General features: G+C 37.9%; 25 protein-coding genes and 1 riboswitch. Of the genes, 17 read left to right on the top strand and 8 right to left on the bottom strand.

Features of this window, described 5'->3' with window-relative positions:
* Window positions 1–302 precede the first annotated feature (302 nt).
* On the top strand, window positions 303–545 hold the full coding sequence (locus tag BTO23_RS20290; RefSeq protein ID WP_060993997.1) for a YecH family metal-binding protein: 243 nt from the start codon (window positions 303–305) through the stop codon (window positions 543–545).
* A gap of 53 nt (window positions 546–598) precedes the next feature.
* On the opposite strand, the gene BTO23_RS20285 is transcribed toward BTO23_RS20290, so the two are convergent.
* The 3 genes from BTO23_RS20285 to rsmD form a co-directional block, all read right to left on the bottom strand.
* Complete coding sequence (locus BTO23_RS20285; RefSeq protein ID WP_060993996.1) at window positions 599–1192, bottom strand: YhgN family NAAT transporter; 594 nt, start codon at window positions 1190–1192, stop codon at window positions 599–601.
* A 139-nt stretch (window positions 1193–1331) separates the two neighbouring features.
* Window positions 1332–1604 (bottom strand): DUF1145 domain-containing protein, encoded by a 273-nt coding sequence (locus BTO23_RS20280; protein WP_045103140.1) that lies wholly within the window; start codon window positions 1602–1604, stop codon window positions 1332–1334.
* A complete protein-coding gene (gene rsmD / locus BTO23_RS20275; RefSeq protein ID WP_105064413.1) occupies window positions 1605–2207 on the bottom strand; it encodes a 16S rRNA (guanine(966)-N(2))-methyltransferase RsmD in 603 nt (200 codons plus the stop codon).
* Between the two features lie 70 nt (window positions 2208–2277).
* On the opposite strand from rsmD, the gene ftsY reads away from it, so the two are divergent.
* The 6 genes from ftsY (at window position 2278) to glpG (ending at window position 7800) form a co-directional block, all read left to right on the top strand.
* The gene (gene ftsY / locus BTO23_RS20270; protein ID WP_105064412.1) at window positions 2278–3516 is read left to right on the top strand and encodes a signal recognition particle-docking protein FtsY; all 1239 of its coding nucleotides are present in this window, start codon (window positions 2278–2280) and stop codon (window positions 3514–3516) included.
* A 3-nt stretch (window positions 3517–3519) separates the two neighbouring features.
* Window positions 3520–4188: a cell division ATP-binding protein FtsE gene (ftsE, locus tag BTO23_RS20265; RefSeq protein WP_060993993.1), complete on the top strand. Its 669-nt coding sequence runs from the start codon at window positions 3520–3522 to the stop codon at window positions 4186–4188.
* Window positions 4181–5134 carry a permease-like cell division protein FtsX gene (gene ftsX, locus BTO23_RS20260; protein WP_060993992.1) on the top strand — a complete coding sequence of 318 codons (954 nt, stop codon included), beginning with the start codon at window positions 4181–4183 and terminating at the stop codon, window positions 5132–5134. Before ftsE ends, ftsX begins: the two co-directional genes overlap by 8 nt.
* Before the next feature lie 219 nt (window positions 5135–5353).
* Window positions 5354–6214, top strand: a complete 861-nt coding sequence (rpoH, locus tag BTO23_RS20255; protein WP_105064411.1) for an RNA polymerase sigma factor RpoH — start codon at window positions 5354–5356, stop codon at window positions 6212–6214.
* Window positions 6215–6636: 422 nt separating this feature from the next.
* A complete protein-coding gene (gene glpE, locus BTO23_RS20250; RefSeq protein WP_060993990.1) occupies window positions 6637–6960 on the top strand; it encodes a thiosulfate sulfurtransferase GlpE in 324 nt (107 codons plus the stop codon).
* A 6-nt stretch (window positions 6961–6966) separates the two neighbouring features.
* A complete protein-coding gene (gene glpG, locus BTO23_RS20245; protein ID WP_060993989.1) occupies window positions 6967–7800 on the top strand; it encodes a rhomboid family intramembrane serine protease GlpG in 834 nt (277 codons plus the stop codon).
* A gap of 72 nt (window positions 7801–7872) precedes the next feature.
* On the opposite strand, the gene BTO23_RS20240 is transcribed toward glpG, so the two are convergent.
* Window positions 7873–8283: a flagellar basal body-associated protein FliL gene (locus BTO23_RS20240; protein ID WP_105064410.1), complete on the bottom strand. Its 411-nt coding sequence runs from the start codon at window positions 8281–8283 to the stop codon at window positions 7873–7875.
* 121 nt (window positions 8284–8404) lie between these two features.
* Between BTO23_RS20240 and BTO23_RS20235 the strand changes: the two genes are divergently transcribed.
* Both BTO23_RS20235 and ubiA read left to right on the top strand, forming a co-directional pair.
* Window positions 8405–8944 (top strand): chorismate lyase, encoded by a 540-nt coding sequence (locus BTO23_RS20235; RefSeq protein ID WP_105064409.1) that lies wholly within the window; start codon window positions 8405–8407, stop codon window positions 8942–8944.
* A complete protein-coding gene (ubiA, locus tag BTO23_RS20230; protein ID WP_105064408.1) occupies window positions 8944–9801 on the top strand; it encodes a 4-hydroxybenzoate octaprenyltransferase in 858 nt (285 codons plus the stop codon). Before BTO23_RS20235 ends, ubiA begins: the two co-directional genes overlap by 1 nt.
* 87 nt (window positions 9802–9888) lie before the next feature.
* Here ubiA and plsB read toward each other — a convergent pair whose 3' ends face one another.
* Complete coding sequence (plsB, locus tag BTO23_RS20225) at window positions 9889–12312, bottom strand: glycerol-3-phosphate 1-O-acyltransferase PlsB (RefSeq protein ID WP_060993985.1); 2424 nt, start codon at window positions 12310–12312, stop codon at window positions 9889–9891.
* Between the two features lie 241 nt (window positions 12313–12553).
* On the opposite strand from plsB, the gene lexA reads away from it, so the two are divergent.
* The 3 genes from lexA to dinF all read left to right on the top strand — a co-directional run bounded on the left by lexA (window position 12554) and on the right by dinF (window position 15546).
* Window positions 12554–13174, top strand: coding sequence for a transcriptional repressor LexA (lexA, locus tag BTO23_RS20220; RefSeq protein ID WP_060993984.1), 621 nt, complete (start codon window positions 12554–12556; stop codon window positions 13172–13174).
* Window positions 13175–13314: 140 nt separating this feature from the next.
* Window positions 13315–14109: a class I SAM-dependent methyltransferase gene (locus tag BTO23_RS20215; RefSeq protein WP_060993983.1), complete on the top strand. Its 795-nt coding sequence runs from the start codon at window positions 13315–13317 to the stop codon at window positions 14107–14109.
* 105 nt (window positions 14110–14214) lie between these two features.
* Window positions 14215–15546, top strand: coding sequence for an MATE family efflux transporter DinF (dinF, locus tag BTO23_RS20210; RefSeq protein ID WP_105064407.1), 1332 nt, complete (start codon window positions 14215–14217; stop codon window positions 15544–15546).
* Between the two features lie 82 nt (window positions 15547–15628).
* On the opposite strand, the gene sthA is transcribed toward dinF, so the two are convergent.
* Window positions 15629–17044, bottom strand: coding sequence for a Si-specific NAD(P)(+) transhydrogenase (gene sthA / locus BTO23_RS20205; RefSeq protein WP_060993981.1), 1416 nt, complete (start codon window positions 17042–17044; stop codon window positions 15629–15631).
* A gap of 233 nt (window positions 17045–17277) precedes the next feature.
* Between sthA and fabR the strand changes: the two genes are divergently transcribed.
* Together fabR and BTO23_RS20195 are read left to right on the top strand one after the other, a co-directional pair.
* Entirely contained in the window at window positions 17278–17955 is a 678-nt protein-coding gene (gene fabR, locus BTO23_RS20200; protein ID WP_060993980.1) for an HTH-type transcriptional repressor FabR, read from the top strand.
* 51 nt (window positions 17956–18006) lie between these two features.
* The gene (locus tag BTO23_RS20195; RefSeq protein WP_061013903.1) at window positions 18007–18381 is read left to right on the top strand and encodes a YijD family membrane protein; all 375 of its coding nucleotides are present in this window, start codon (window positions 18007–18009) and stop codon (window positions 18379–18381) included.
* 101 nt (window positions 18382–18482) lie between these two features.
* On the opposite strand, the gene trmA is transcribed toward BTO23_RS20195, so the two are convergent.
* Window positions 18483–19589 (bottom strand): tRNA (uridine(54)-C5)-methyltransferase TrmA, encoded by a 1107-nt coding sequence (gene trmA / locus BTO23_RS20190; RefSeq protein ID WP_060993978.1) that lies wholly within the window; start codon window positions 19587–19589, stop codon window positions 18483–18485.
* A gap of 148 nt (window positions 19590–19737) precedes the next feature.
* A riboswitch (cobalamin riboswitch) is annotated at window positions 19738–19967 on the top strand.
* Window positions 19968–20013: 46 nt separating this feature from the next.
* On the opposite strand from trmA, the gene BTO23_RS20185 reads away from it, so the two are divergent.
* From BTO23_RS20185 to murI, 3 genes are all read left to right on the top strand, one after another.
* A complete protein-coding gene (locus tag BTO23_RS20185; protein ID WP_105064443.1) occupies window positions 20014–21861 on the top strand; it encodes a TonB-dependent receptor domain-containing protein in 1848 nt (615 codons plus the stop codon).
* A gap of 49 nt (window positions 21862–21910) precedes the next feature.
* Entirely contained in the window at window positions 21911–22582 is a 672-nt protein-coding gene (locus BTO23_RS20180; RefSeq protein ID WP_105064406.1) for a Dph6-related ATP pyrophosphatase, read from the top strand.
* Between the two features lie 65 nt (window positions 22583–22647).
* Window positions 22648–23436 carry a glutamate racemase gene (murI, locus tag BTO23_RS20175; RefSeq protein ID WP_060993976.1) on the top strand — a complete coding sequence of 263 codons (789 nt, stop codon included), beginning with the start codon at window positions 22648–22650 and terminating at the stop codon, window positions 23434–23436.
* On the opposite strand, the gene BTO23_RS20170 is transcribed toward murI, so the two are convergent.
* Window positions 23399–23881 carry an RNA recognition motif domain-containing protein gene (locus BTO23_RS20170; RefSeq protein ID WP_060993975.1) on the bottom strand — a complete coding sequence of 161 codons (483 nt, stop codon included), beginning with the start codon at window positions 23879–23881 and terminating at the stop codon, window positions 23399–23401. The genes murI and BTO23_RS20170 overlap by 38 nt on opposite strands.
* Window positions 23882–24448 lie beyond the last annotated feature (567 nt).

The following is a 24448-nucleotide window of genomic DNA, read 5'->3' as shown; positions in this document are numbered from 1 at the left end:
TCTATCTAAAAACTATATTTAGGTATGAGATTTCAAGAACAATTTTTTATAAAATTAATATTTATTTCCAGTATCTATTTGTTTTTATTGTGTTTTAATTTGTTAATCTTCATTTGTGGTGCTGTTTGATAAAACAACAATTATTTACCTACTTGCACTTTTGCTCTTTTGGGACTGATGGGAAGGGGAAGAGACTCTTATTCTGAGGCTTATAGGTGGTAATGAAATGAATGAGATTGATCATAAGAGGTGAGTGATTGTTTTGTTATGCTATTACTTCGTTTTTTAAAGAAGAATAAAGTATGAAGCAAGATATTCATGGTCATGTCGTTCTAAACCTCTTATTAGAAGCTCCTGAGCCCCTTTCTCGTTTAGCGTTAGAAGAGAAAATAGAAACAGAGTTTGGTAGTAATGTATGTTTTCATACTTGCAGCCAACAGGATTTAAGCTTAAACGAACTACTTGAATTTTTGTTATCGAAAAGAAAAGTTGTAGAAGTTGAAGCGGGTTTAACTGCAAACCCTGAACGTATGTGTAATCATTAATATGAATATAAAAAAGGCCGCACTTAGGCGGCCTTTTTTTGTTAAACGGAGGGTTAAGCGTGTGTGAAGTAGCTGGTAATGCCATCTAAAAACATTTGTACCGAAATCATAAGTAATAACATCCCCATCAGTCTTTCTATCGCGGCAAGACCTTTCTCTCCCACAATGCGTTGGAATAACTCTGAGAACATTAAAATAACGGTAGTTAAAGACCAAGCTCCTAATAATGCTAAACTCCAATCAACCATACGATCTGGTTCTTGGTGAGCAAGTAGTAACAGAGTAGCTAGAATTGAAGGGCCTGCAATCATAGGGATAGCTAAAGGAACGATTAGAGGTTCATCTCCGGCACCTAAGCTCGCTCCTAATCCTCCTTCTGGAGGGAAAATCATTTTTAAACCAATTAAAAATAGAATAATTGCACCCGAGATAGAAACCGCTTCTTTTTTCAAGCTTAGAAAATTGAGTATCTGCTCTCCCATAAAAAGAAAAGCCATCATGATAGCCAGGGCGATAAGAAGTTCTCGAATTAAAATAACACGTCTTCTTTTCTTTTCGACATGCTTCAGGATAGAGGTAAAAACAGGTAAGTTACCCATAGGATCCATGATCAGAAAAAGCATGACCGCAGCAGAAAGTGTTTCCATAAATGAGTACCGAAATTAACATCATAAAAATATGACGAGATCATAACATAGATAATTAATTGAAATCTGGGCAAAGCATAGTGTAGTGGCGTAAAAAAGGAGCAATATATGCTCCTTAATTGAATTACTTGGTAGGATATTATTTATCCATCATATGTTTTTTTCTGATATCGAGTAAGGCAAACACCCCAAAGATAAGAATCGACCACTTTTCCCATCGACTCATTGATATCTTATCGCCAAACGCACCAATGAAGATAAGCATTTGCAAACCATGCATCATAAATAAAAATGCAGTCAGGATATAAAGTGCAATTGCGCCTTTTCCTGGAAATGGCATAAATAGGTTTAGTAATAATATTAACCAAACACATCCAAGAGCGATTTTGGTTAGAATGATCAATCCTTTCATCTATTCCTCTCTTTCATATAATTTAAACGTGACCTGTCCAGCTGTTTTATCTCGATGTAAGTGCCAATGGGCAGGAACGGGTAATGAACTGAGTTCTTTTTCTGCTTCAATATATATCATGGCATTTGCTGCTAACCATCCATTATTTTCTAATTTTGTTAGCGTTGCTTCTAATAAATCTTTTCTAAATGGAGGATCAATAAAAATTACATCAAATGGTGTTGCAATTTTATCTAAAAAGGTAAGTGCATCAATATGGTGAAGTTCGATATTATCAGCTTTTAAACTCTCTGCATTTTGTTTTAATTGAGAGTGTGCTTGCTTGTTTAATTCAAGCATTACGACTTTTTCTGCACCACGAGATGCGGCTTCAAAACCTAAGCCACCGCTGCCTGAAAAAAGGTCTAAACAACGAGCACGAGGAATATCTGGCGCTAACCAGTTAAAAACCGTTTCTTTTACTCGGTCGGTTGTTGGTCTTAATCCTTCAGCGTCATGTACTGGAAGTTTGCGTCCACGCCAGCGTCCACTGATAATACGAATGCTTCCAGAGCGCCCATTTGTGCCAGAAGTGCGAGATGAATGTTGTTTACGTTTAAGCATAGATTTTTTGACCGCTCAGAAAGTGATAGTATACGAGAAAATTGTACCAATTTAATTCTAGGATTTCCCAATGACAGGCAAAAAGAAACGCGGATTATTGTCTTGGTTAGGTTTTGGTGATGAAGAAAAAGCCGAACAACCAACCGTAGACCAACAATTAGTAGAAAATACCGATACTCTTTCTCAAGCACCATCTCTAGAAGACAGCGCTGCAGAGAGTGTAGTGGAAGACGTTGAACTTGAACAGCGTAAAGCTGATGAAGATTTAATAGAAAGCAACGATAGTGTTGTTGAGGCTATTTCTGAAGAAGATGCAGAAAAAGTAGAGGAGCAACTTGTTGAACTGAATACTGAATCTGTAATAGAAGAAGTACAAGAAAAACCAACAGAAAGCTTTTTTGCTCGATTAAAGCGAAGTTTACAACGTACTAAAGAAAATATTGGTGCAGGTTTCTTTGGTTTATTTAGCGGTAAAAAAATAGATGAAGATCTGTTTGAAGAATTAGAAGAGCAGTTATTGATTGCTGATGTGGGTATGGATACCACGGTTAAAATCATTAATAGCTTAACGGAGAAAGCAAGTAAACGAGATCTAAAAGATGGTGAAGCTTTATATAGCCTGTTAAAAGAAGAAATGGCTGAGATCCTAGTTAAAGTAGAAAAACCGTTAGAAATTGATGAAAAAAACATGCCTCACGTTATTTTAATGGTAGGGGTTAATGGCGTTGGTAAAACGACGACAATTGGTAAGTTAGCAAAACAATTCCAGAGTGACGGTAAATCAGTCATTTTAGCGGCGGGTGATACGTTCCGTGCTGCTGCGGTTGAGCAACTTCAAGTATGGGGCCAACGTAACGGTGTTCCTGTTATTGCACAACACACGGGAGCTGATAGTGCTTCGGTGATTTATGATGCAATTGAAGCGGCAAAAGCACGAAAAGTGGATGTCGTTATCGCAGATACTGCAGGTCGTCTCCAAAATAAGAGCAATTTAATGGAAGAATTGCGTAAAATCGTACGTGTAATGCAGAAGATTGACCCAACAGCACCGCATGAAGTGATGTTAACGCTTGATGCCGGTACGGGGCAAAATGCCATTAGCCAAGCCAAATTATTTAGTGATGTTGCGCCAGTAACAGGCATTACGTTAACTAAATTGGACGGTACAGCAAAAGGTGGTGTTATCTTCTCTATTGCCGATCAATTTCAGATTCCAATTCGTTATATTGGTGTTGGTGAAGGTATCGATGATTTACGTCCATTTGTGGCGCAAGATTTTATTGATGCACTGTTTAGTCGTGAGGAATAACGCGTGATTCGATTTCAGCAAGTATCAAAAGCTTATCGAGGTGGTCGCCCAGCATTACAAAAAGTGAACTTTCACCTTAATAGAGGTGAGATGGCTTTTTTAAGTGGTCATTCAGGTGCAGGTAAAAGTACCTTGCTGAAATTGATCTGTGCTATTGAGCGTCCGAGTGATGGCAAGATTTTATTTAATGGCCATGACATTACTAAGATCTCTAATCAAGATATCCCTTTTTTACGTCGTAATATCGGGATTGTATTTCAAGATCATAAATTATTAATGAACCGAACCGTGTTTGATAATGTAGCACTACCTATGCGTGTTGAGTCGGTTCGTGAAAATGATATTAAACGTCGTGTTTCTGCTGCTTTGGATAAAACGGGCCTGTTAGATAAAGCAAAAAGTTACCCAATGCAGTTATCTGGTGGTGAACAACAGCGTGTTGGTATTGCACGAGCGGTGGTAAATAAACCAATGTTATTGTTAGCCGATGAGCCAACAGGTAATTTAGACCCTCAGTTATCTCGCCAAGTGTTTAATTTGTTTGCTGAATTTAATCGAGTGGGAGTGAGTGTATTAATGGCGTCGCATGATTTGTCGTTAATTGGTGGTAATAAATACCGTCGTTTTGATTTGCACCAAGGTTGTTTACGTGAGGTTTCTGATCATGGCTAAACGTAAACCAAAAAATACTCAAGGAGCATCAAGCGATGGTTTTTGGGCTACTCATAAGAAACAGGCAAAATTGTCTTTTCAAGAGTTGTTACGTCGTCCTTTAGGTAATTTACTGACTCTTGCAGTGATTGCGATGTCATTAACCTTGCCATCAAGTATGTATTTAGTAGGTAAGAACCTAACTATTGTTGCTTCAAAATGGCAAGCACCTTCACAAGTGAGTTTGTATTTACAGCAAGAAGTCGCTGAATCTAAAGTTCAGGCATTGAAATCAGAGCTTGAAGGTTGGAAAGAAATAGATGCAGTTCAATACATCTCTCCACAAGAGGGATTAAAAGAATTGAGTGAGCATTCTGGTTTTGAGCAAGCATTAACGTTATTAGATAGTAATCCTTTACCAGCGGTATTGATTGTCTCTCCAAAAACAGAATGGCAAAGTACAGATCAAGTAAATCAACTTGTGAGTCGTTTGAAACAACAATCTTATGTCAATGAGGTTCGTTTAGATGATGATTGGTTAGCAAGGTTAGATGCGATTGAGCATGTTGCGGTTGTTGTCGCTACAACACTTGCTGTCTTAATGTTTGTGGCGGTTTTCTTAATTGTCGGTAATACATTACGCTTTAATGTGTTAGAGCAAAAAGATGAAATCCAAGTGATGAAGTTAGTGGGTGCAACGAATACCTTTATCTTACGTCCATACTTATATACAGGTATGTGGTTTGGTTTATTGGGTGGTTTTGTTGCTTGGCTATTAACCGCGATCATTACCATCACGTTAAATGGTGCTGTTGATAATGTTGCTGTACTTTATGACAGCGTATTTAGATTGATAGGGCTAACTTGGGATGAAAGCTTATTGCTTCTAATGTTATCGTCATTCTTGGGGTTACTGGCCGCTCGTATCTCAGTGTTACGCCATTTAAAAGAGATAGAGCCTGTTTAGTAGCAAAGATCGTATCTACGTTAACTAAGATCTTATGAACCGTTAATTCATTGAATTAGCGGTTTTTTTGTATTCATTTTGTTAAAAATTGAACTTAGTTAACAGAATTTAGTCCATAAAGTGTGGATAATTTTCCGCCTTTCACTTGCAGTCTGTTTATTTTAAGTACATCATTGCAAGGTTAAGTTAAGTAACACCTAGATATAAATGGGGATTTGAATGTCGAAAGAGATGTATTCAATGGTTGCTATTTCACAAGATAGTGTAGATAGCTATCTGCGATCTGTTAATAGTTATCCGATGCTAACGGTAACAGAAGAGCGTGAACTGGCTGAGCGTTTACACTACAAAGAAGAAATAGAAGCAGCGAAAGAGCTAATTTTATCTCATCTTCGTTTCGTCGTGCATGTTGCCCGTGGTTATTCAGGTTACGGCCTACCTTTAGCGGATCTTATCCAAGAAGGTAATGTTGGCTTAATGAAGGCAGTAAAGCGTTTTAACCCTGAAGTGGGCGTTCGTTTGGTTTCTTTTGCAGTGCATTGGATTAAAGCTGAAATTCATGAATACGTGCTAAGAAACTGGCGTATTGTGAAAGTGGCAACGACGAAAGCACAACGTAAATTGTTTTTTAATTTACGAAAGAATAAAAAACGTCTTGGTTGGTTTAATAACGGTGAAGTTGAAGCAGTAGCTAAAGATCTTGGTGTTGCGCCCTCAGAAGTGAGAGAGATGGAATCCCGTCTTGCTGCACAAGATTCTACGTTTGAAGCGCCAGCAGAAGACGATGACCGTGATATGGCCTTTACGGCACCAGTGTATTACTTAGAAGATAAGCAATCGGATGTTGCTCACTCTTTAGAGGAAGACAACTGGGAAGATTACACGAATAATCGTTTAGCGAGTGCAATCGCAACTCTAGATGATCGTAGCCAGCATATTGTACAATCGCGTTGGTTAGCTGATGAAAAGGTTACTTTGCAAGAATTAGCCGATACTTATCAAGTATCTGCTGAGCGTATTCGTCAGCTTGAAAAGAATGCCATGAAAAAACTAAAAGATGCCGTTGGTGATGTGTTTTAGTTAAATAGAATTCAATAGAAGGCTGATCTCGAAAGAGGTCAGCCTTTTTTTTGTCTTAAATAAGGGATCGAATTTTATATATAAGGATATTATTTCTTGTGTATAAGCAGGGAGTTATCTGTTTAGATCTTACGATTTTTTTGAAAAAACTAGAGAAAACGGACGCTTGGAGCTAATATTTATATCCACACATTAAAAAGGATCTTTACTACATGTAGTGGATCAAGTTTATCAAAAACACTTTATCAACGTAATCCACAAGCTTTTCCACAGGTGGTTAAGAAATAACCATTAATATTTATCGCTAAAAATAATGTGGATAATAAGTCTGTGAATAACTTTGTTTAACCCTTACATACTCTGTGTTTTTCTTGTGGTTAATCGAGAGTACAATAAATAAAAAATAGAGAGAAAGGCTCAAAATGGAACAGTTTCAACATATATCGGTCGAAGGCGCACAAGCAAAGTTAATTAATCACGATCTTAACGCCGTGATAGTTGATATTAGGGATCCTCAATCATTCAATCGTGGGCATGTAGATCGTGCTTTTCATTTAACTAACGATACTATTGTTGAGTTGATGAATACGGTTGATTTTGAACAACCAGTATTAGTGATGTGTTATCACGGTCACAGTAGTCAAGGTGCGGCGCAATACCTCATTAATCAAGGTTATGATGAGGTGTATAGTGTAGATGGTGGATTTGAAGGTTGGCATAAAGCAGGGCTACCTGTGGAGAAATAAAATTATATGCAGAGATTAATGGCATTATCGAATCCAAGAGCAGGGCAAGCGTTTATTGATTACATGGCTTCGCGCCAAATTGATATTCGTATGATGCCGGAAGGGGAGGGCCAGTTTGCGTTATGGGTTGTATCTGATGATGCGTATTTATTAGAGGTTGAGTCTGAGTTACAAGCTTTTTTGAATAACCCTAATGACACTAAATACCAGTCTGCATCGTGGGAGATGGCAGATACTCGAACGGCTAAATTTACTTATGGTTCTCCAAACTTGCTTAAGATGATTAAAGCCAAAGCAGGTGCTTTTACTTTGTTGGTCATGGTTGCTTGTATTGTTATTTTCGCTCTACAGCAATTAGGTTGGAATAATTCGATTTTCCAAGCGTTACATTTCCCCGCATACCAAGGACAAAGTATTGAGGTGTGGCGTTGGTTCTCTCATGCACTGCTTCACTTCTCTGCAACCCATATTATTTTTAATTTATTATGGTGGTGGCAACTTGGTGGCGATATTGAATTGCGGCTAGGAAAAACAAAACTGGTTCAGTTATTTTTGTTTTCTGCTTTGTTTTCTGGTTTAGGGCAGTTCTGGATTGAAGGGGCTAATTTTGGCGGCTTATCTGGGGTTGTATATGCTTTACTTGGGTACTCTTGGTTTATTGGTTGGTTAGCGCCAGAGAAAGGTATTTCAGTCTCTAAACCTATCGTTGGCTTTATGCTGGTGTGGTTAGTATTAGGGTATGTTCAGCCATTTATGGCGATTGCGAATACAGCGCATCTTGCAGGGTTGATTACGGGGTGTGTAATTGCATTTGTAGACAGTAAGTTGAAAAAAGCATAGCCACTGTATTATTTATATAAAAATGAGCGAGGTAGAAATACATCGCTCATTTTTTATTTCTGATTTTAGTTTTTATTGATAAATATACTTAGTAAAAAGTAAATCTACCGCTAAGGTTTTTCCTGTTTCGGTCAATAAAACTTCATTGATTGCTGTTAGGCATTCTTTTCGGATCTCTTCTCGACCAGCCAGTGATTTAATGCGTTGTTCTGGTTGTTGACCCAGAACTTCAACTAATGCATTTCTGATCTGTGGGTTATGGTGTTCTAAATTTGGTAACTCACGGTTATCAGCCACTAGAATATCTACTCGAACTTGAATATAGCCGAGTTTTTTTCCTTTCGTGACAAAGTTGGTTGTTAAGTCTGGTGCCAAAGTAAAGTAGCCCATTTGAGGAGCTGCGTCTTCTTCTGCAAAAACAGTAGAAGAAAAAAGTTGGCTAATAATTAGCAGCAACCCTACAAATAATGATTTCTTTGTCATTTTCTAATCCATTCGTCAGTCAATTTATTATATTACTTGTTACAATAGTCGGCCGTTGTGAGAAAAAATTAACCGTAATCTCTCAATTTAATCGATATATGTGAGAGATGTTATAGAGAATATGTCAGAGATCAATTCTTGGTGTGCTTCTGTGCTTAAAAAAGTACGGTGGCAAGATGCCGATACCTTTGAGTGTCATAATGAATGGCAGCAATACTGGCTGCTTGGATTAGATTCATTATCACGCCGTTTAGAGCAACATTGCCAATTGTTGTCTGTATCGGTATTAGATAATACACACGTGAACCCAGACACATTAACCGAAGTGGAGTTAGATCTTCTTGGTAATGAAGTATGTTTACGTCGAAAAGTGATTTTAAAGGGAGATCTAGAGTCGTGGGTATATGGTAGAACATTAATTCCATTGTCATCACTTCAAGACCAACCACACGATTTGACTCGTCAAGGTCACGTACCATTAGGTATTACTGTTTTTAGTGCTCAAAGTGCACACAGAGATAAGCTGCAAGTTGGAAAGATTGAAACAGATAAAGGAATGCTATTTGCTCGACGTTCTCGTTTATGGATGAATGAAAAACCTATGTTGGTAGCGGAATTATTTTTACCTAGTGCACCTATTTACTCAAAGGAAATTGAATAATGACCACGTCAAAAGCACAAGCGTTTTGGCAATTAACTCGAATGAATCGTCCTATCGGTTCTTTATTGCTTTTATGGCCAACGCTGTGGGCATTGTTTTTGGCTGCAGATGGGCTACCTGATTGGCATGTATTGATTGTATTCGTATTGGGCGTTTTATTTATGCGTTCTGCTGGGTGTGTAATTAATGATTTTGCTGATCGTAAAGTGGATGGTCATGTAAAGCGTACCGCTAATCGTCCATTGCCTTCTGGATTAATCTCATCAAAAGAAGCATTAACGCTTTTTGCTGTTTTAGTGGTGTGTTCATTTTTATTGGTGTTAACCATGAACACATTGACGATTATGCTTTCTGGGATTGGTATCGTTCTTGCTGTTGCCTATCCTTTTATGAAGCGAGTGACGTATTTACCTCAGTTTGTTCTTGGCTTGGCATTTAGTTGGGCGATTCCAATGGCGTACGCAGCAGAATCCAATCAAGTGCCCCTAGAGGCGTGGCTGCTGTTTGTGATTAACGCATTATGGACCATTGCTTATGATACTCAGTATGCAATGGTGGATAGAGACGATGACCTAAAGATTGGCATTAAATCAACTGCGATATTATTTGGTCGTTTCGATAAGCTCATCATAGGCCTACTGCAATTAAGCGTATTGACGTTATTGATTGTTCTTGGCTCTGAGTTAGCACTTTCAAGTGTGTATTATTGGGGAGTGTTAGCGGCGGCTGGCTTTTTTGTTTATCAACAATGGTTGATTAAAGGTCGCGAAAGAGATGCTTGTTTTAAAGCGTTTTTAAATAATAATTATGTCGGTGGTTTAGTGTTTGTTGCCATTAGTGCAAGCGTTCTGATTTAACTTATCTTCGTATATTAAAAAGAAAAGCCAGTATGAGCGTTTCAATAAGAAATGTCATACTGGCTTTTTTGTATCTAATTATTGGTATTAGTCTTCTTTATTCATAACCGCTTGGATTGTTAATTTAATCTCAGGACTTAATAATTTCGATATGTCGTGTGCGAATGGTGCAACTTTTTCAAGTACAGCGTTTCCGTCACTATCTAGATAGCCTTCGGTTTTTAAACTGTTAAACAAGATACCAAAAACGCCTTTGTCGAAGAACTCTGGAGCATTGATCCCATGTAAACGACTTAGACGCTGAGCCATGATCTGGCTTTGCTCTTCTAATTCGCTTTTATCTAATTCAGGCGACGCTTGCAGGTGCGTAAGAGCAATTGCGTAGCGCTGTAGTGTTTCTGAAATAGTGTGAGCTAATAGGTGAAGCTTACGAATATTAGTCGAGTTAAGTTGTAACAGCCCATTTTCTTGCATTATCAACTTTTGACGAACCAATTCTTCAATATGTAGATTCACAACATCACTTAACTCATCTTGACCATAATGCAAAAATAATTCTGCTTTTAAGAATGGATAGATTTGTTGAATTTGTCGTTGAATATTCTCTACAGAAATAGAACGAGATTGCACCACTAATTTTGCAATTAATGATGGTAATGCAAATAGATGAATAATGTTATTACGGTAATAGGTCATCAGGATAGATTGGTTTCTATCTAATGAGATTATTTCGCCTAACGTATCTTTCTCTATAACGAACTTATCTAAAGCAATAGCATGTTTTAAGAGTGCTTCTGCATTTTCTGATGGCACTGTTGCTGTGTTTGAATAAGGAATATTACGAAGTAGCTGTAAATAACAGTCTAATTGTTCAGTAAGGTCTTCTTTACTTAGTGCACGTTGACGAGCAGCGAGTAAAGCGGTTGCACATAAGGTTAATGCATTGGCCGCCGCAGCATCATTAATGTGCGTCATCATCTTATTCGCAATGCCATTAACGACTGGTGTCATCCATTCTGGTTTCTGTGGTTCAATTGGATTAATTGATTCAGACCAGTTTGGTGCGTGCTCATTTAAGTAATGATTTAAAGAGATTGGCTCACCAAAGTTTACATAGCCTTGGCCAAAGTTGCGTAGTTTTCTAAGTGTACGTAATACTTGCCCGGCATTCTCTTTTTCTTTGCGCTTACCTTGCAGTTCTTTAGCGTAAGTGGTCACTTCCATAACGTGTTCATAGCCAATGTATACAGGCACAAGAGTTACAGGGCGATTTAAGCCACGTAACATTGCTTGTACTGTCATTGCTAACATACCGGTTTTTGCTTCTAATAAGCGACCTGTACGTGAACGCCCACCTTCACTGAAATATTCCACAGAATAACCTTTAGCAAAAAGCTCTGCTAAATATTCACGGAAAATCGTTGAATAAAGACGGTTGCCTTTAAAGCTACGACGAATAAAGAAAGCACCGCCACGACGGAAGATTGGTCCTGCTGGGAAGAAGTTTAAGTTAATACCGGCCGCAATATGTGGTGGAACTAATCCTTCATGATAAAGCACATAGGAAAGTAACAAGTAATCCATGTGGCTACGATGACAAGGAACATAAACAATCTCGTGACCTTCTTGTGCTAATTTACGCACTGTCGCCGCGTTATTGATGTTTAAGCCTTGGTATAAGCGGTTCCATAACCATTTAAGTAGGCGATTACCATTTTTAATTAATGAGTAAGAGAAGTTAGTTGCGATTTCTTCCATGATGCTCATGGCTTCTTTACGAACTTTTTCTACTTCCACATTGCGTATTTTTGCTTCTTCTAAAATTACTTTTTCTATCGCTTGAGATTTTAATAAGCGATTAAAGAGTGCTTGGCGATTAGGAAGATTAGGTCCTGACGCTGCTAACTTTTGACGAGAAAAGTGAATTTTCGCTACACGAGCCAGTTTATGAGCAATAGCCTCATCTGAACCGTGGTTGTCGGCCATGTAACGTAAAGATACGACTGGGCTAATACGCACTGTAGAATCACGACCGGCTTTAATTAGCGTGATGAATTTTTCCGGTCCATTAAGTGGCATTAAATGAGGTTTACTCGTGCCTTCTTTACCTGGTTTTCTTCCCCATAAAATAGATGTAGGGATCAGTTGGAAATCAGCGTCTTTATTTTCTTCGTGATGCTTTAGAACTATTTTAAATAGATCTAATGATTCTTGCGGTAGGTCTTCATCGGTATCGAACATTTTTGGTCCGATAGAGGTGAATACATAGCGCGGGTATTCAACCCCGTCTATTTCAAGTGGAGAAAGAGGGTCCGGTAATCCTAATTCTAACGCGCTTTTTTGTAGTGTCAGCAAATCAACATGCGAGCGAAATGGCAGCGCATAAATGATTGGTCGCTCAAGATCGATCTTAAGGTCTTCAATTGGATTTGATGGAATCGAGCTACTCTTCACCATTACCGATAGCGGTAATTTTAGCAAAGAATGATAAATAGTTTGTCCTGTAGACATAATGACAATAACGCCTTAGTTATGTACCGAGCAGTCGGTTATATATAGATGCTTACAATTTGTTGGCAAGAATAGCAGAACTGGTCAAACCTTTTAATAGAAATGAACACATAATCCCCAATAGTACGACTAATATGACAGAAAAGAGGCTCAGTTTGTCTTATTTTTAATCAGTAGGTCTTTCAAAGCATAGCACAGCTGTATATACTCACAGTTAACTGTATAAACAAACAGGTGAGTTATGAAGCCACTAACGGCAAGACAGCAAGAAGTCTTTGAGCTAATCAAAGCAAAAATTGATGACACTGGAATGCCACCGACACGTGCAGAGATTGCTCGTGAGTTGGGGTTTCGTTCAGCTAATGCGGCAGAAGAGCATTTAAAAGCCCTTGCTCGTAAGCAAGTTATCGAAATTATTCCTGGCGCCTCTCGAGGCATCCGTATTCTTTTACAAGAAGCTGAAAATGAAGAGCTTGGCGTACCTTTGATTGGTCAAGTCGCTGCGGGTGAGCCTATTCTTGCTCAAGAGCATGTAGAGAGCCATTACCAAGTTGATCCTGGTATGTTTAAACCACAAGCTGATTTCTTGTTACGAGTAAACGGCGAGAGCATGAAGAACATTGGTATTATGGATGGTGATTTACTCGCGGTGCATAAGACTCAAGATGTTCGCGATGGGCAGGTTGTTGTCGCTAGAGTCGATGATGATGTAACTGTTAAACGTTTAGAGCGAAAAGGTTCTATGGTTTTTCTTCATGCAGAGAACGAAGAGTTCTCACCAATTGAAGTAGATTTAACCTCACAAAGTTTAAGTATTGAAGGTCTTGCTGTCGGTGTTATCCGTAGTACGACATGGATGTGATCTAAAAACTAAGAGAATAGCCTGAGTTATTTCTTAGGAAGTTATTATTAAATTGTCATTATCGCTTGTTGTGGTGAAATAGCGCTTTACAAGTGGTAATGATAGTTATTATCATCTACTTTCTTTCATAGGAGATGATAATGACACAGCTCGGCCATAAAGTTCCTTCTCGCTTACTTCAACCTCTTTGGTTGAGAAGTCGCGAAAGTATGATCGACAATGGGTTAATTTATGATCCTATCGCTGCTGCTGCATGTCGACATTGCCACCTTTCTTCTGAATGTCTTTCTGGAGATATCGATCAAAAGCAACTATTACACGCTACTCTCACTGTCCAATGTGACCAGCAAGTATCTCAATTCCTTAAACGCCATCCTTCGGGTTGGGTCGTTAATGTTGGCGCAGGATTGGATACCCGATTTTATCGTTTGGATAATGGTCGATGTCATTGGCTTGAATTAGATATCAATGAAAACCTTCTTTGGCGTCAAAAGCTGTTTCATACCAATGAGCGTTATTACTTACGCTGTGGTTCTGCGACGGAAGACAGTTGGGTTGATAACCTCCCTGTTCCTAATGAAGTACCTTTAATGATTGTTTGCGAGCATGCCTTACTAGAGTGTAATGAAATACAATTAGCTAAATTTATTCAATTACTAGGTCGCCGCTTTCATCATGCTGAAGCACTATTCGTAGTGGCGGGTGATCGTTGTAATACTATGATAGGCAAAAAGCTTGGTTGCATTGAATATAAGCACGGATTGCATCAACCTAAACAACATTTTACAGGTTGGTTACCGTGGATAGACTGTTTATCAGTCAAATCACCTATTGAGCATGATTGTGGAAGATGGAAAGTATGGCAGCGATGGTTAGTTAAATTTCCATTATTTAAACATCGTGTTACTCCATTGCTAATTCATATGAATTGGTAATTATGTAATACGGTATAGCTAAGCAATAAATTCAGTTAAGCAAAGGTTTAGGATCGAAAGAAAGTAAGTAATAATGTTGTTACTTTTTTCAATCGGTATGTTTCAATGTGGCAATCATTAAGAAATATCTCTTTGCATCGGCAAGTTTTGGCTTTAGCTATTCCGATGGTTCTTTCAAATATCACAATACCATTATTGGGGTTGATTGATGCTGCTGTTATTGGGCATTTAGAACATGCGTGGTATTTAGGGGGGGTAGCCGTAGGCGGGACGATGATCAGTGTGACGTTTTGGCTGCTAGGGTTTTTACGTATGGCAACCACTGGGTTATCGGCTCAGGCGTATGGTGCTGAAAATAAAACAATGCTGAGCCAGACCTTTTCTCAGGGCATTTTTTTAGCTCTGTGTTTTTCAGTTGTTTTGCTTCTTTTTCATCAACCTCTTTCTTACGCTATTTTTTCTTTCAGTAATGCTGCGCCAGAAGTTAAGTTATATGCAGAGCAGTATTTCTCTATTCGCATATGGAGTGCGCCAGCTGCTTTGAGTAATTTAGTTATCATGGGCTGGTTACTCGGAACACAAAATGCGCGTTATCCTATGTGGCTTGTGATTATCACTAACAGCATTAATATCATTCTCGATTTACTTTTTGTTGTCGGTTTTAATTGGAAGGTTGAAGGGGCAGCATTAGCTTCTGTGATTGCGGATTATTCTGCGTTTGTTATTGGTTTATTTTTCGCTCTTAAGCAAAGTAAAAAATTGGACTTACCGCGCTTTATTATGCCATTTGCTGATCTTATCTCTGGCTTTAAGCGCTTATTTAAATTGAATAGAGATATTTTCTTACGATCATTATGCTTACAAGCTTGTTTTACTTTTATGACTTTCCAAGGTGCATCGTTAGGGGTTGATATTGTTGCTGCGAATGCCGTGTTGATGAGCTTTCTAATGATGATTTCGTATGGAATGGATGGCTTTGCGTACGCTATGGAAGCCATGGTAGGAAAAGCTATTGGAGCTAAGAGTAAATCACAATTATCAGATTCTTTAATAGGCACTACTTTTTGGAGCTTAGTGATAAGCCTTGTACTAAGTTTGGTATTTGGCTTCTTTGGGTATCAATTAATTTCGATGATCTCTTCGATTGAAGAAGTGCAAAAAACAGCGATGATTTATTTACCATGGCTAGTAGCAATGCCATTAGTATCTATGTGGTGCTTTTTATTGGATGGTATTTTTGTAGGAGCAACAAAAGGCTCTGAGATGCGAAATTCAATGTTTGTGGCGATGCTGACTTTCTTTTTAACATGGTGGTTAATGCAAGATTATGGCAATCATGCATTATGGGCAGCGATGTTATCTTTTATGACGATGCGTGGAATTAGTCTGGCGATCACTTTCTCTATTCAATGGAAAAAAGCAATTTTCCTATCATAGGCCAACTACTCTATTTGTTTGATAGTTAAATAAAAAGGAATTAAGTCATGCTAATCCCTTTTTATTACTCTCTTCTTTTGGTTTAAAAGAGTCGGTTTAATCCATTTAGAGCGGCAACACGATAGGCTTCAGCCATTGTGGGATAGTTGAATGTGGTATTAACAAAATACTCAATAGTGTTGGCTTCGCCTTTTTGTTCCATAATGGCTTGACCGATATGAATGATTTCAGCAGCACGCTCACCAAAGCAATGTATACCTAAAATTTCTTTGGTTTCACGATGGAAAAGAATTTTTAAACTGCCAATATCCATTCCTGCAATTTGAGCGCGAGCTAAATGCTTGAATGATGCTCTTCCTACTTCATAAGGTACTTTTGCAGCGGTTAGTTCTTGTTCTGTTTTCCCAACTGAACTAATTTCAGGAATGGTATAAATACCAGTAGGAATATGATCAATCAATTGAGCCTCCGCTTTTCCTTTGGTAATCGCTTGAGCAGTAAAGCGACCTTGATCATAGGCGGCACTCGCAAGGCTAGGGTAGCCAATAACATCACCAACAGCATAGATGTGTTCGACAGGGGTTTGGTAGCTGCCATTGACTTTAAGTTGCCCACGCGAGTCAGCTTCGAGTCCAACTGCTGATAGGTTTAATTTGTCCGTATTTCCCGTTCTACCATTGGCAAATAAGATGCAGTCGGCTTTCATTTTTTTACCAGACTCAAGGTGCATCACTATGCCGTCATCACTGGCTTCAATCTTTTCAAAGGTTTCATCATTACGGGTAACAATCCCGCTATTCCAAAAGTGATAAGAGAGGGCATCAGACATTTCATTGTCTAAAAAGGAGAGCAAACGATCGCGAGTATTTACTAAGTCAACTTTCACTCCTAATCCTCTAAAGATCGACGCGTATTCACTACCAATAACGCCTGCTCCATAAATAATGATATGGCGCGGGTCATGCTTTAATGACAAAATTGAGTCACTATCATAAACACGGCTATGGTTGAAGTTTACACCGGCTGGGCGGTAGGGACGAGAGCCTGTTGCAATAATGAACCTATCTGCGGTATAAGTTTCTATCGAACCATCTTTTGCGGTCACTGCAATCGTATTTTTTTCGACAAAACTGGCTTCACCAAAAATGAGTGAGCATTGGTTTCGATCATAAAATCCTTGCCTCATTCTTGTTTGTTTATCGATAACACTTTTCGCATGCCCTAAAATATCCGAAAAAGTAGAATGAAGACTGGTATTATTCTTACAGTAAAGAGGATTGGAGTTAAATTCGATAATACGGCTAACAGCATGACGCAGTGCTTTTGATGGAATGGTTCCCCAGTGAGTACAACCGCCACCAACACTTGGTTCTCTTTCAATAATGGCCACATTTAGGTTTGCTTTGGTCAACCCCATTGCCGCTCCTTCTCCCCCTGGACCACTCCCTATTACGATGGCATCAAAGTGGGTTGAATGTGTAGGGGTCGAGTTAGTCATTATTGGCGCCTTATTATTATCAATCTCGCAACATTGCTAGCTAACTATATTAACCTTTTCATTCGTTTGGTAAATCAAGTGAGTAAGATAGAGTGGAGAGGATCACGTTGTTTATGGAAATCTAGGTGATTATGGATTTCATTATTTACATCGCTCGATAGAAATTCATAATGTGAGTTAGCGAAAGTTTGTGATACCCATTTAATTAAATTGTGAAATATATGGTAAAGAATATGTATCCTGAATTTGAAGCGGATGATCTCAATGCAGTATCAGAAGTAAAGCGACCAGTAAGTACCAAAGGTGTGAGAGCACAACAAAAAGAAAGAACACGCAGAACCATTATTGATGCAGCTTTCTGCCTACTATGTGCCGAAAGAGGTTTTACGAGTTTAAGCCTACGCGAAGTGACCAGAGAGGCTGGTATTGCGCCAACCTCATTTTATCGTCATTTTAAAGATATGGACGAACTTGGCTTAACTTTAGTTGATGAAGGTGGCTTAATTTTACGCCAATTAATGCGCCAGGCTAGACAACGTATTGTGGTTGAAGGAAGTGTAATACGGACATCAGTTGAAACCTTCATGGAGTTTATTGAGGGAAGTCCGAATGTATTTCGACTGCTATTACGTGAGCGTTCAGGTACGTCACCTGCATTCCGAGCAGCAGTAGCAAGAGAAATTCAACATTTCGTTGCGGAACTTACTGAATATTTAATTGCCACAACAGGTGTTGCTCGTGAGGAAGCATCGGTTCAAGCTGAGGCATCAGTAACCTTAGTATTTAGTTCAGGGGCAGAAGCTTTGGATCTTGATTCCCCACATAGAGAAGAGCTTTCTCGACGATTAATATTTCAATTACGCATGCTATCTAAAGGTGCTTATTGGTATCGGAAAGAAAATGAGAAATAGAATTTAGATGCATTGGTCGCAGTGAACCAATGTCTATACAAGGTGGTAAACATGACACATGAAAATAGTAGAAATGAACGCAAAACATTAGCGCTATCCGTGGTGACAGGTCTTTGTTTGAATGCCGTTTGGGTTGGTTTTACGGTGACAGAAGTCGCATTTTCAATCTTTCCAATCATCGCATTGGTTCTAGCTGCTCAAGGTTTGTATCAAGAATATTTACGCCAGCCTGCAAATGACGATACTTCTCTTGTTGCTGTCGCTTGTTTTTTTGTTGGTTTATTCGGTCATTCTGCTTTCGTCAAAGCACAGTATCCTGAAATTGGTTCAAACTTCTTCTCAATTATGGTGGCATTAGGCTTGTTGCTTTGGATTGGTGTGAAGATGGGTGTCTTGAAAAAGAAAGAAGAAGTGACAGAACTTTAATTACTCGTATTTTGATAAATATGAAATGAATTAATATTAGAATTCAAAGAAAAGGCTCAGGATATAATGTTCTGAGCCTTTTTATTTTTAAACGTTTAGAGTTATTTTCTTTCTAAGAAAACACCTGCCTCCATATGATGTGTATATGGGAACTGGTCAAAAAGAGCAAAGCGAGTGATGTTGTGTGTTTTGCTTAATATCTCAAGGTTTTCCTTTAATGTGTCAGGGTTGCAAGAGATATACATTATACGCTCGTAACCTTGAACCATTTTACAAGTGCCTTCATCCATACCTGAGCGTGGTGGATCGACAAAAATGGTATTGCAGTTATAGCTTTTCAGATCAACATTTTGATCTTTTAAGCGTCTGAATTCGCGTTTACCTTCCATTGCATCAGTAAAATCTTCTGCTGACATACGAATAATTTGCACATTATCAATATTATTGGCAGCTATATTATATTGAGCTGAGTCTACAGAAGGCTTTGCAAGCTCTGTAGCAAGTACACGATCAAAGTTTTTAGCTAATGCTAAAGAGAAGTTACCATTACCACAATAAAGCTCTAGTAAGTCTCCTTGGCTGTTTTGAGTACAATCTACGGCCCATTCCAACATCTTTTGAGCAACGATACCGTTCGGTTGTGTAAAGCTATTTTCAACTTGTTTATAAGTCAAAATATCATCATTAACTTTCAATTTTTCAATAACGAATTCTTGGTCTAGAACGATTTTCATTTTACGAGCGCGACCAATAAGATTTAAATTGAATCCTTCATCATTCAAGCGTTGTTTTAATGCAGCAGCTTCTTCTTTCCATGCATCATCTAACTGACGGTGATAAAGCATAGATACTAAGATCTCACCGCTTAGTGTTGATAAGAAATCGACTTGGAACATCTTATAGCGCAGTGTTTTACTTTCTTTTACGGCTTCAGCAAGCAGCGGCATTAAGTCATTAATAAGACGAGTGGCTGGTAAGAAATAATCTACACGGTATTTTTCTTTAGTTTTTTGATCGAACATGACGTAATACATATCGTCACCTTCATGCCAAACTCGAAATTCTGCACGCATACGGTAGTTTTCAGCAGGAGAAGAAAAGACTTCCAATTCTGGAACGTCAAATTCAGAAAATAGAGCAGACAGTGTTTCTGCTTTTTCATCTAACTGTACTTGATAATTTTCTGGGTTCATGACGGATTGTGTCATTGTCTTGCCTCGCGCTGCTCAAAATAAGAGCGCCGATTTTATGCGATAGAGATCTGTTGTCCAGTATTTGTGTGTGATTGGTCGAAACTAATTGGATTTGTGCTGTGATATTAAGCGCATAAACCTAGACAAATATAACGTACGCCATTACTATTCCGGCCATGTTGGTGCGCTATTTTCATTTTTGATAATAGCCTGAAAAGGGAATCTGGTGAAAATCCAGAACTGACGCGCAGCGGTAAGAGAGAACGAAGGTACAACTATTATTCACACTGTTATTTTTCTGTATGGAAAGGATATCGAGAAAAATGATGGGAAGTGAGTACCGTAGGTTAACTGCTCTCAAGTCCGAATACCGGCCAACAATAAGTAATGCATTATGCATTGCTATATGGACTTAACGCGATTTTAGGAAACAATGGAAATGAAAAAAACTGCCCTTGCGACTGCAATAGTGTCGCTGCTTTCTCACGCCTATACTTCTCCTGTATTTGCTCAAAACACTACAATTGAAACCGATGAAACAATGGTTGTCACTGCTAATCGATTTGAACAATCAGCGAAAGATGTGATTGCGCCTATGAGTGTCGTTACAAAAGAAGAAATTGTTCAAATTCAAGCAAAAACAATTACAGATATTTTAAGGTTACAACCAGGAATAGAAGTCGCTAATAATGGTGGCATCGGTCAAAATGCGTCAATTTTTATGAGAGGAACCAACTCCGACCATGTTCTTGTTTTAATCGATGGTTTTAAAATGAATAGCTCGATTAAAAGTGGGATGAATATAAATAAAATCCCTGTAAACCAGATCGAAAGAATTGAAATTATTCGAGGTTCCGGTGCAGTTATGTATGGTTCTGATGCGGTTGGGGGGGTTATTAATATAATAACAAGAACTTCTCAAAATGATGAATCAAAATCAGCAACGATTGGAGTTGGTAGTAATAAATACAAAGAAGGCAACTTTGCAGCAAACACAAAAGTTGGAGAAAATGGGCATCTCAAAATGGCTGCCGGATTTACTCAGACTGAAGGGTATAACGTAAACCCTCAACCGGGCAAAAATGATGGCGATAAACATGGTTTTGATAATAGCCAATTTATGCTTAATTATGAGCACCAGATTTCATCTTATTTAAGTCTTTTTACTGGTGTTAGATGGTTCAATAGTACTTCTGAATATAATCATTATACCAACACTAAATCTCAATCAGAGTCTGAATCGATAACTTATTCAACAAAAGCATCTTTCCATAAAGATAACTTATCATCTGACTTAAGTCTTAATTATCAAGATAATCAAAATTTAGAATATCTTGAAAATGGTTCTTTAGATTCAGAACAGAAAATAGATCAACTTAATGCTCAATGGACAAATCAGTATAAGCTAATGGATTCATGGTCCATTAATGGAGGTATTGATTGGAGTAATGAGCGAGTAAAAGCTGATATTACAGATTGGTCTAATAAAGTTATTATTGATGAAGGTGAAAGTAGAACATCTACAGGTATCTATTTAGGAACAACGTACCGACTAGAGCAATTGACTCTAGAGGGGAATACTCGATTTGATAAACATGATAAATATGATGAATACACGACATGGGGTGTCGGTGCGAGCTATCAAATTAATGATATTTATAAAATACGTAGTGCCTATAATACTGCCTTTAAAGCTCCATCTTTCTATGATTTATCAACAGAACCTGATTTAGAGCCTGAAACATCGAAGAATATTGATATTGGCGTCACTGCAGAATATGAAATTGTTAACGTAAATTTATCTTTATATAAAAATAAAGTCGACAATTTAATTATTTATTATGACGCACCAAATCACCAAGGCTATAGTGCTAATGTTGATGCTGAGATCAAAGGTGCTGAGTTAGAATTGTTATTTGATACTGGTATTGTTTCACACACTGTCGTTGCTGAATATAAAGATCATGAAGATACACAAGGTCAGCAATTAGCAAGAAGAGCTAAGCAAAACTATAAATGGGTTAGTAATGTTAGTTTTGGAGATTTAGATATGAATCTCTCTTATATCTATACAGGAAAGCGTTCAGATCTACCTTCAGCTCCTGGTACGACTACGAACTACTTAGCCCCTTATTCTTTATGGACCATTGCAGGAGCTTATTGGCTTACTGAAGAGTTGGCTGTCCGTGGTCGAGTTGAAAATTTACTGGATGAAGAATATGAAACGGCTGGTGGTTATAAACCTGCAGAGCGCTCATATTATGTTAGCTTAGATTATCAATTTTAATTTTCTCTAAACCGCCTTCATCGGCGGTTTTTTCTTTTCTGAGGTTTATATGAAAAAGAAAGTCATTATCAGTTGGTCTTCTGGGAAGGATTCAACACTTACGCTTATTCGTCTACTTAATAATCCTAAATATGAAGTAGTGGCTTTGTATACAACCCATGTGGCAAATGAAGTCCCTTTTCAAGTAACTCCTATATCTGTTGTTCAAATGCAAGCTGAACTGGCGGGATTGCCATTAATTATGATTGAATTACCTACCGTGTTTCCTGCTAATAATGAATATCAAAGTTTAGTTGTAACTGGTCTAAAGGAGTGCGGAATTGAGTTTGAGGCTGTAGCTTTTGGAGATATGTTTTGTAATGGTATCGTAGAGTATCGAAAAAGCTATATAGAAGAGGCGGGTTGGGAATGTGTTTTTCCTCTTGTTGGTCAATCTAGCTATGATTTGGCAAATGAGATCATTTCGTGTGGGATCAAAACAATTTTAGTTACAACAGATGGTACTCAGCTAAGTAACTATTTTTGCGGTAAAGAATATACCAAAGAGCTATTAATAGAATTACCTGAGAAAGTTGACCCATGCGGTGAGGACGGTGAGTTTCATACTTTAGTTATCCAAGCGCCTTGTTTTAAGGGGGCTATTAAATTATTTGATCTTAAGATTGATGAACAAGAGCGTTTTACTCATTTACTCTATAGCGCTTCTATTTTACAAAAATAGTGCAAGCGGTATGATAAGCGTCTTAAGTTTTCATATCTATTTAAATAGAGTCTGTGGTTTTAGTTATGCCAAAACACATTTTAATTTTTGATTCAGGCGTCGGTGGGTTATCTGTATATAAAGAGATCCAACAACAATTACCTTCAGAGAAATATATTTACGCATTCGATAATGCAGCATTTCCATATGGTGAGTTAACTGAATCTGTATTGATAGAGCGTACAACACACATAATAGCTCAACTATGCAGCCTCTTTCCTATTGATATTGTTGTTATCGCGTGTAATACCGCAAGTACAATTGTTTTACCTACCCTTAGAGAAAAGCTTTCTATTCCTGTTGTTGGTGTTGTCCCTGCGATTAAACCTGCAGCGTTGGTATCTAAGAAAATTGGTTTGCTAGCGACCCCTGCGACAGTAAAGCGCAGTTATACTTATGATCTTATCAAATCTTTTGCTCCGATATCCGATGTGCAACTATTAGGTTCAACACGTTTAGTTGAAATGGCAGAAGAGAAGATGATTGGAAAAAACGTAGATTTAAAAGAACTAGAAGAAATTTTATTACCATGGAAAGAGACGGTAGATACTATCGTTCTTGGTTGCACGCATTTCCCATTCTTAAAAAGTGAAATTAAAAAAGTACTTAATAATAACGTTTTACTTATCGACTCTGGTGAAGCCATTGCAAGAAGAGTGACACAGTTATTAGGGACGATAGAAAGGGGAGGTCAAAGTGAACAGAAAGGAGAAGTGTATTGTAGTGCCCCTACAAAGAATGAAGAGGCACTAAATAAAACATTTAGAGAACTAGAATTTAGTCCTCTTCAATATTTGGATTACCCGAAGTTTTAGGATCGTTAGCAATACGAACTTTAAGTGTACGCTGATCAAATTCGTTATTGTTTAAGTTTTCGATAACGTTATCCGCATCTTTACTTGCAACAACAACAAAACCAAAGCCTCTTCGTTTACCTGTACGTTTGTCTTTCATTAAACGCACGGCAAATACATCACCGAATTCAGCAAATAGATCTTTTACATCTGATTCATTTGCACGGTAAGGCAAATTACCAACATAAAGAGTTGTACTTGCTTGATCTGTTGTTTGAGTATCATCAACAGATGTCTTTGTACTTGGCTTAGTTGGAGCTTTATTAATAGTTAATAATGTAAAACCTGTAATTACTGCGCCAAAAGCGAAAGCAAAAGCGGGAGATACCGTTGGGAATAGCGACATTGCACCTGCACCTAGTGCAGCAATAGCAATAATAATAATATTTGAGTTAGTAGATTTCATGATAAGTAAGGTCTAATAAATAAATGGAAAGTGATGAATTAACAATAAAATCACATTGATACTACTTATATTATTTATCAATTGCCAACTAATTAAGCCATTGTTCATTTCTTGTAGGGCTTTTGTTTGAAAAAAAGTGATCTGTGTAGAAAATAATCACTTAGATTGGAATATTGAAAAAGTACTTGCGAAACACTTTTAGCTCCCTATAATGCGCATCCGTTCCCAAGGGAAAAGTAATAGCTTAACCCTGAAGAACATTAAGTTTTGAGTATTTAAAATTAGTTTTAAATAACCCTTGACTTAAAAGTCTGGCTAGGTATTATACGCAGCCTGAAACGACGAAGCTGAAACGCTAAGTGGTTGAAAGACAACGCTCTTTAACAATTTAACCAAATCAATCTGTGTGGGCACTTGTGAGTTGATAATCAACTAGTTTGCTCTTACTTCTCGAAGTAAGACAAACAAAATAATCAATGAACTGAGTGACTACACAAAATTACTTTTATGTAACAATCAGTATTAATCATTGAGCCGGTTTTGTTTCTGCTGAAACAAACCACAAAA

Source organism: Aliivibrio sifiae, assembly GCF_002954715.1.
GTDB lineage: Bacteria > Pseudomonadota > Gammaproteobacteria > Enterobacterales > Vibrionaceae > Aliivibrio > Aliivibrio sifiae.
This window is presented reverse-complemented; position numbering and strand designations above follow the sequence as displayed.

Coding starts and splice junctions, on each gene's coding strand:
- BTO23_RS20180 (WP_105064406.1), top strand. CDS start 21,911: ATGAAAAAGAAAGTCATTATCAGTTGGTCTTCTGGGAAGGATTCAACA.
- rpoH (WP_105064411.1), top strand. CDS start 5,354: ATGTCGAAAGAGATGTATTCAATGGTTGCTATTTCACAAGATAGTGTA.
- sthA (WP_060993981.1), bottom strand. CDS start 17,044: ATGACTAACTCGACCCCTACACATTCAACCCACTTTGATGCCATCGTA.
- BTO23_RS20285 (WP_060993996.1), bottom strand. CDS start 1,192: ATGGAAACACTTTCTGCTGCGGTCATGCTTTTTCTGATCATGGATCCT.
- fabR (WP_060993980.1), top strand. CDS start 17,278: ATGTATCCTGAATTTGAAGCGGATGATCTCAATGCAGTATCAGAAGTA.
- BTO23_RS20185 (WP_105064443.1), top strand. CDS start 20,014: ATGAAAAAAACTGCCCTTGCGACTGCAATAGTGTCGCTGCTTTCTCAC.
- rsmD (WP_105064413.1), bottom strand. CDS start 2,207: ATGCTTAAACGTAAACAACATTCATCTCGCACTTCTGGCACAAATGGG.
- BTO23_RS20195 (WP_061013903.1), top strand. CDS start 18,007: ATGACACATGAAAATAGTAGAAATGAACGCAAAACATTAGCGCTATCC.
- ftsY (WP_105064412.1), top strand. CDS start 2,278: ATGACAGGCAAAAAGAAACGCGGATTATTGTCTTGGTTAGGTTTTGGT.
- glpG (WP_060993989.1), top strand. CDS start 6,967: ATGCAGAGATTAATGGCATTATCGAATCCAAGAGCAGGGCAAGCGTTT.
- BTO23_RS20215 (WP_060993983.1), top strand. CDS start 13,315: ATGACACAGCTCGGCCATAAAGTTCCTTCTCGCTTACTTCAACCTCTT.
- murI (WP_060993976.1), top strand. CDS start 22,648: ATGCCAAAACACATTTTAATTTTTGATTCAGGCGTCGGTGGGTTATCT.
- dinF (WP_105064407.1), top strand. CDS start 14,215: ATGTGGCAATCATTAAGAAATATCTCTTTGCATCGGCAAGTTTTGGCT.
- glpE (WP_060993990.1), top strand. CDS start 6,637: ATGGAACAGTTTCAACATATATCGGTCGAAGGCGCACAAGCAAAGTTA.
- ftsX (WP_060993992.1), top strand. CDS start 4,181: ATGGCTAAACGTAAACCAAAAAATACTCAAGGAGCATCAAGCGATGGT.
- BTO23_RS20235 (WP_105064409.1), top strand. CDS start 8,405: ATGTCAGAGATCAATTCTTGGTGTGCTTCTGTGCTTAAAAAAGTACGG.
- ubiA (WP_105064408.1), top strand. CDS start 8,944: ATGACCACGTCAAAAGCACAAGCGTTTTGGCAATTAACTCGAATGAAT.
- BTO23_RS20170 (WP_060993975.1), bottom strand. CDS start 23,881: ATGAAATCTACTAACTCAAATATTATTATTATTGCTATTGCTGCACTA.
- lexA (WP_060993984.1), top strand. CDS start 12,554: ATGAAGCCACTAACGGCAAGACAGCAAGAAGTCTTTGAGCTAATCAAA.
- plsB (WP_060993985.1), bottom strand. CDS start 12,312: ATGTCTACAGGACAAACTATTTATCATTCTTTGCTAAAATTACCGCTA.
- trmA (WP_060993978.1), bottom strand. CDS start 19,589: ATGACACAATCCGTCATGAACCCAGAAAATTATCAAGTACAGTTAGAT.
- BTO23_RS20290 (WP_060993997.1), top strand. CDS start 303: ATGAAGCAAGATATTCATGGTCATGTCGTTCTAAACCTCTTATTAGAA.
- BTO23_RS20240 (WP_105064410.1), bottom strand. CDS start 8,283: ATGACAAAGAAATCATTATTTGTAGGGTTGCTGCTAATTATTAGCCAA.
- BTO23_RS20280 (WP_045103140.1), bottom strand. CDS start 1,604: ATGAAAGGATTGATCATTCTAACCAAAATCGCTCTTGGATGTGTTTGG.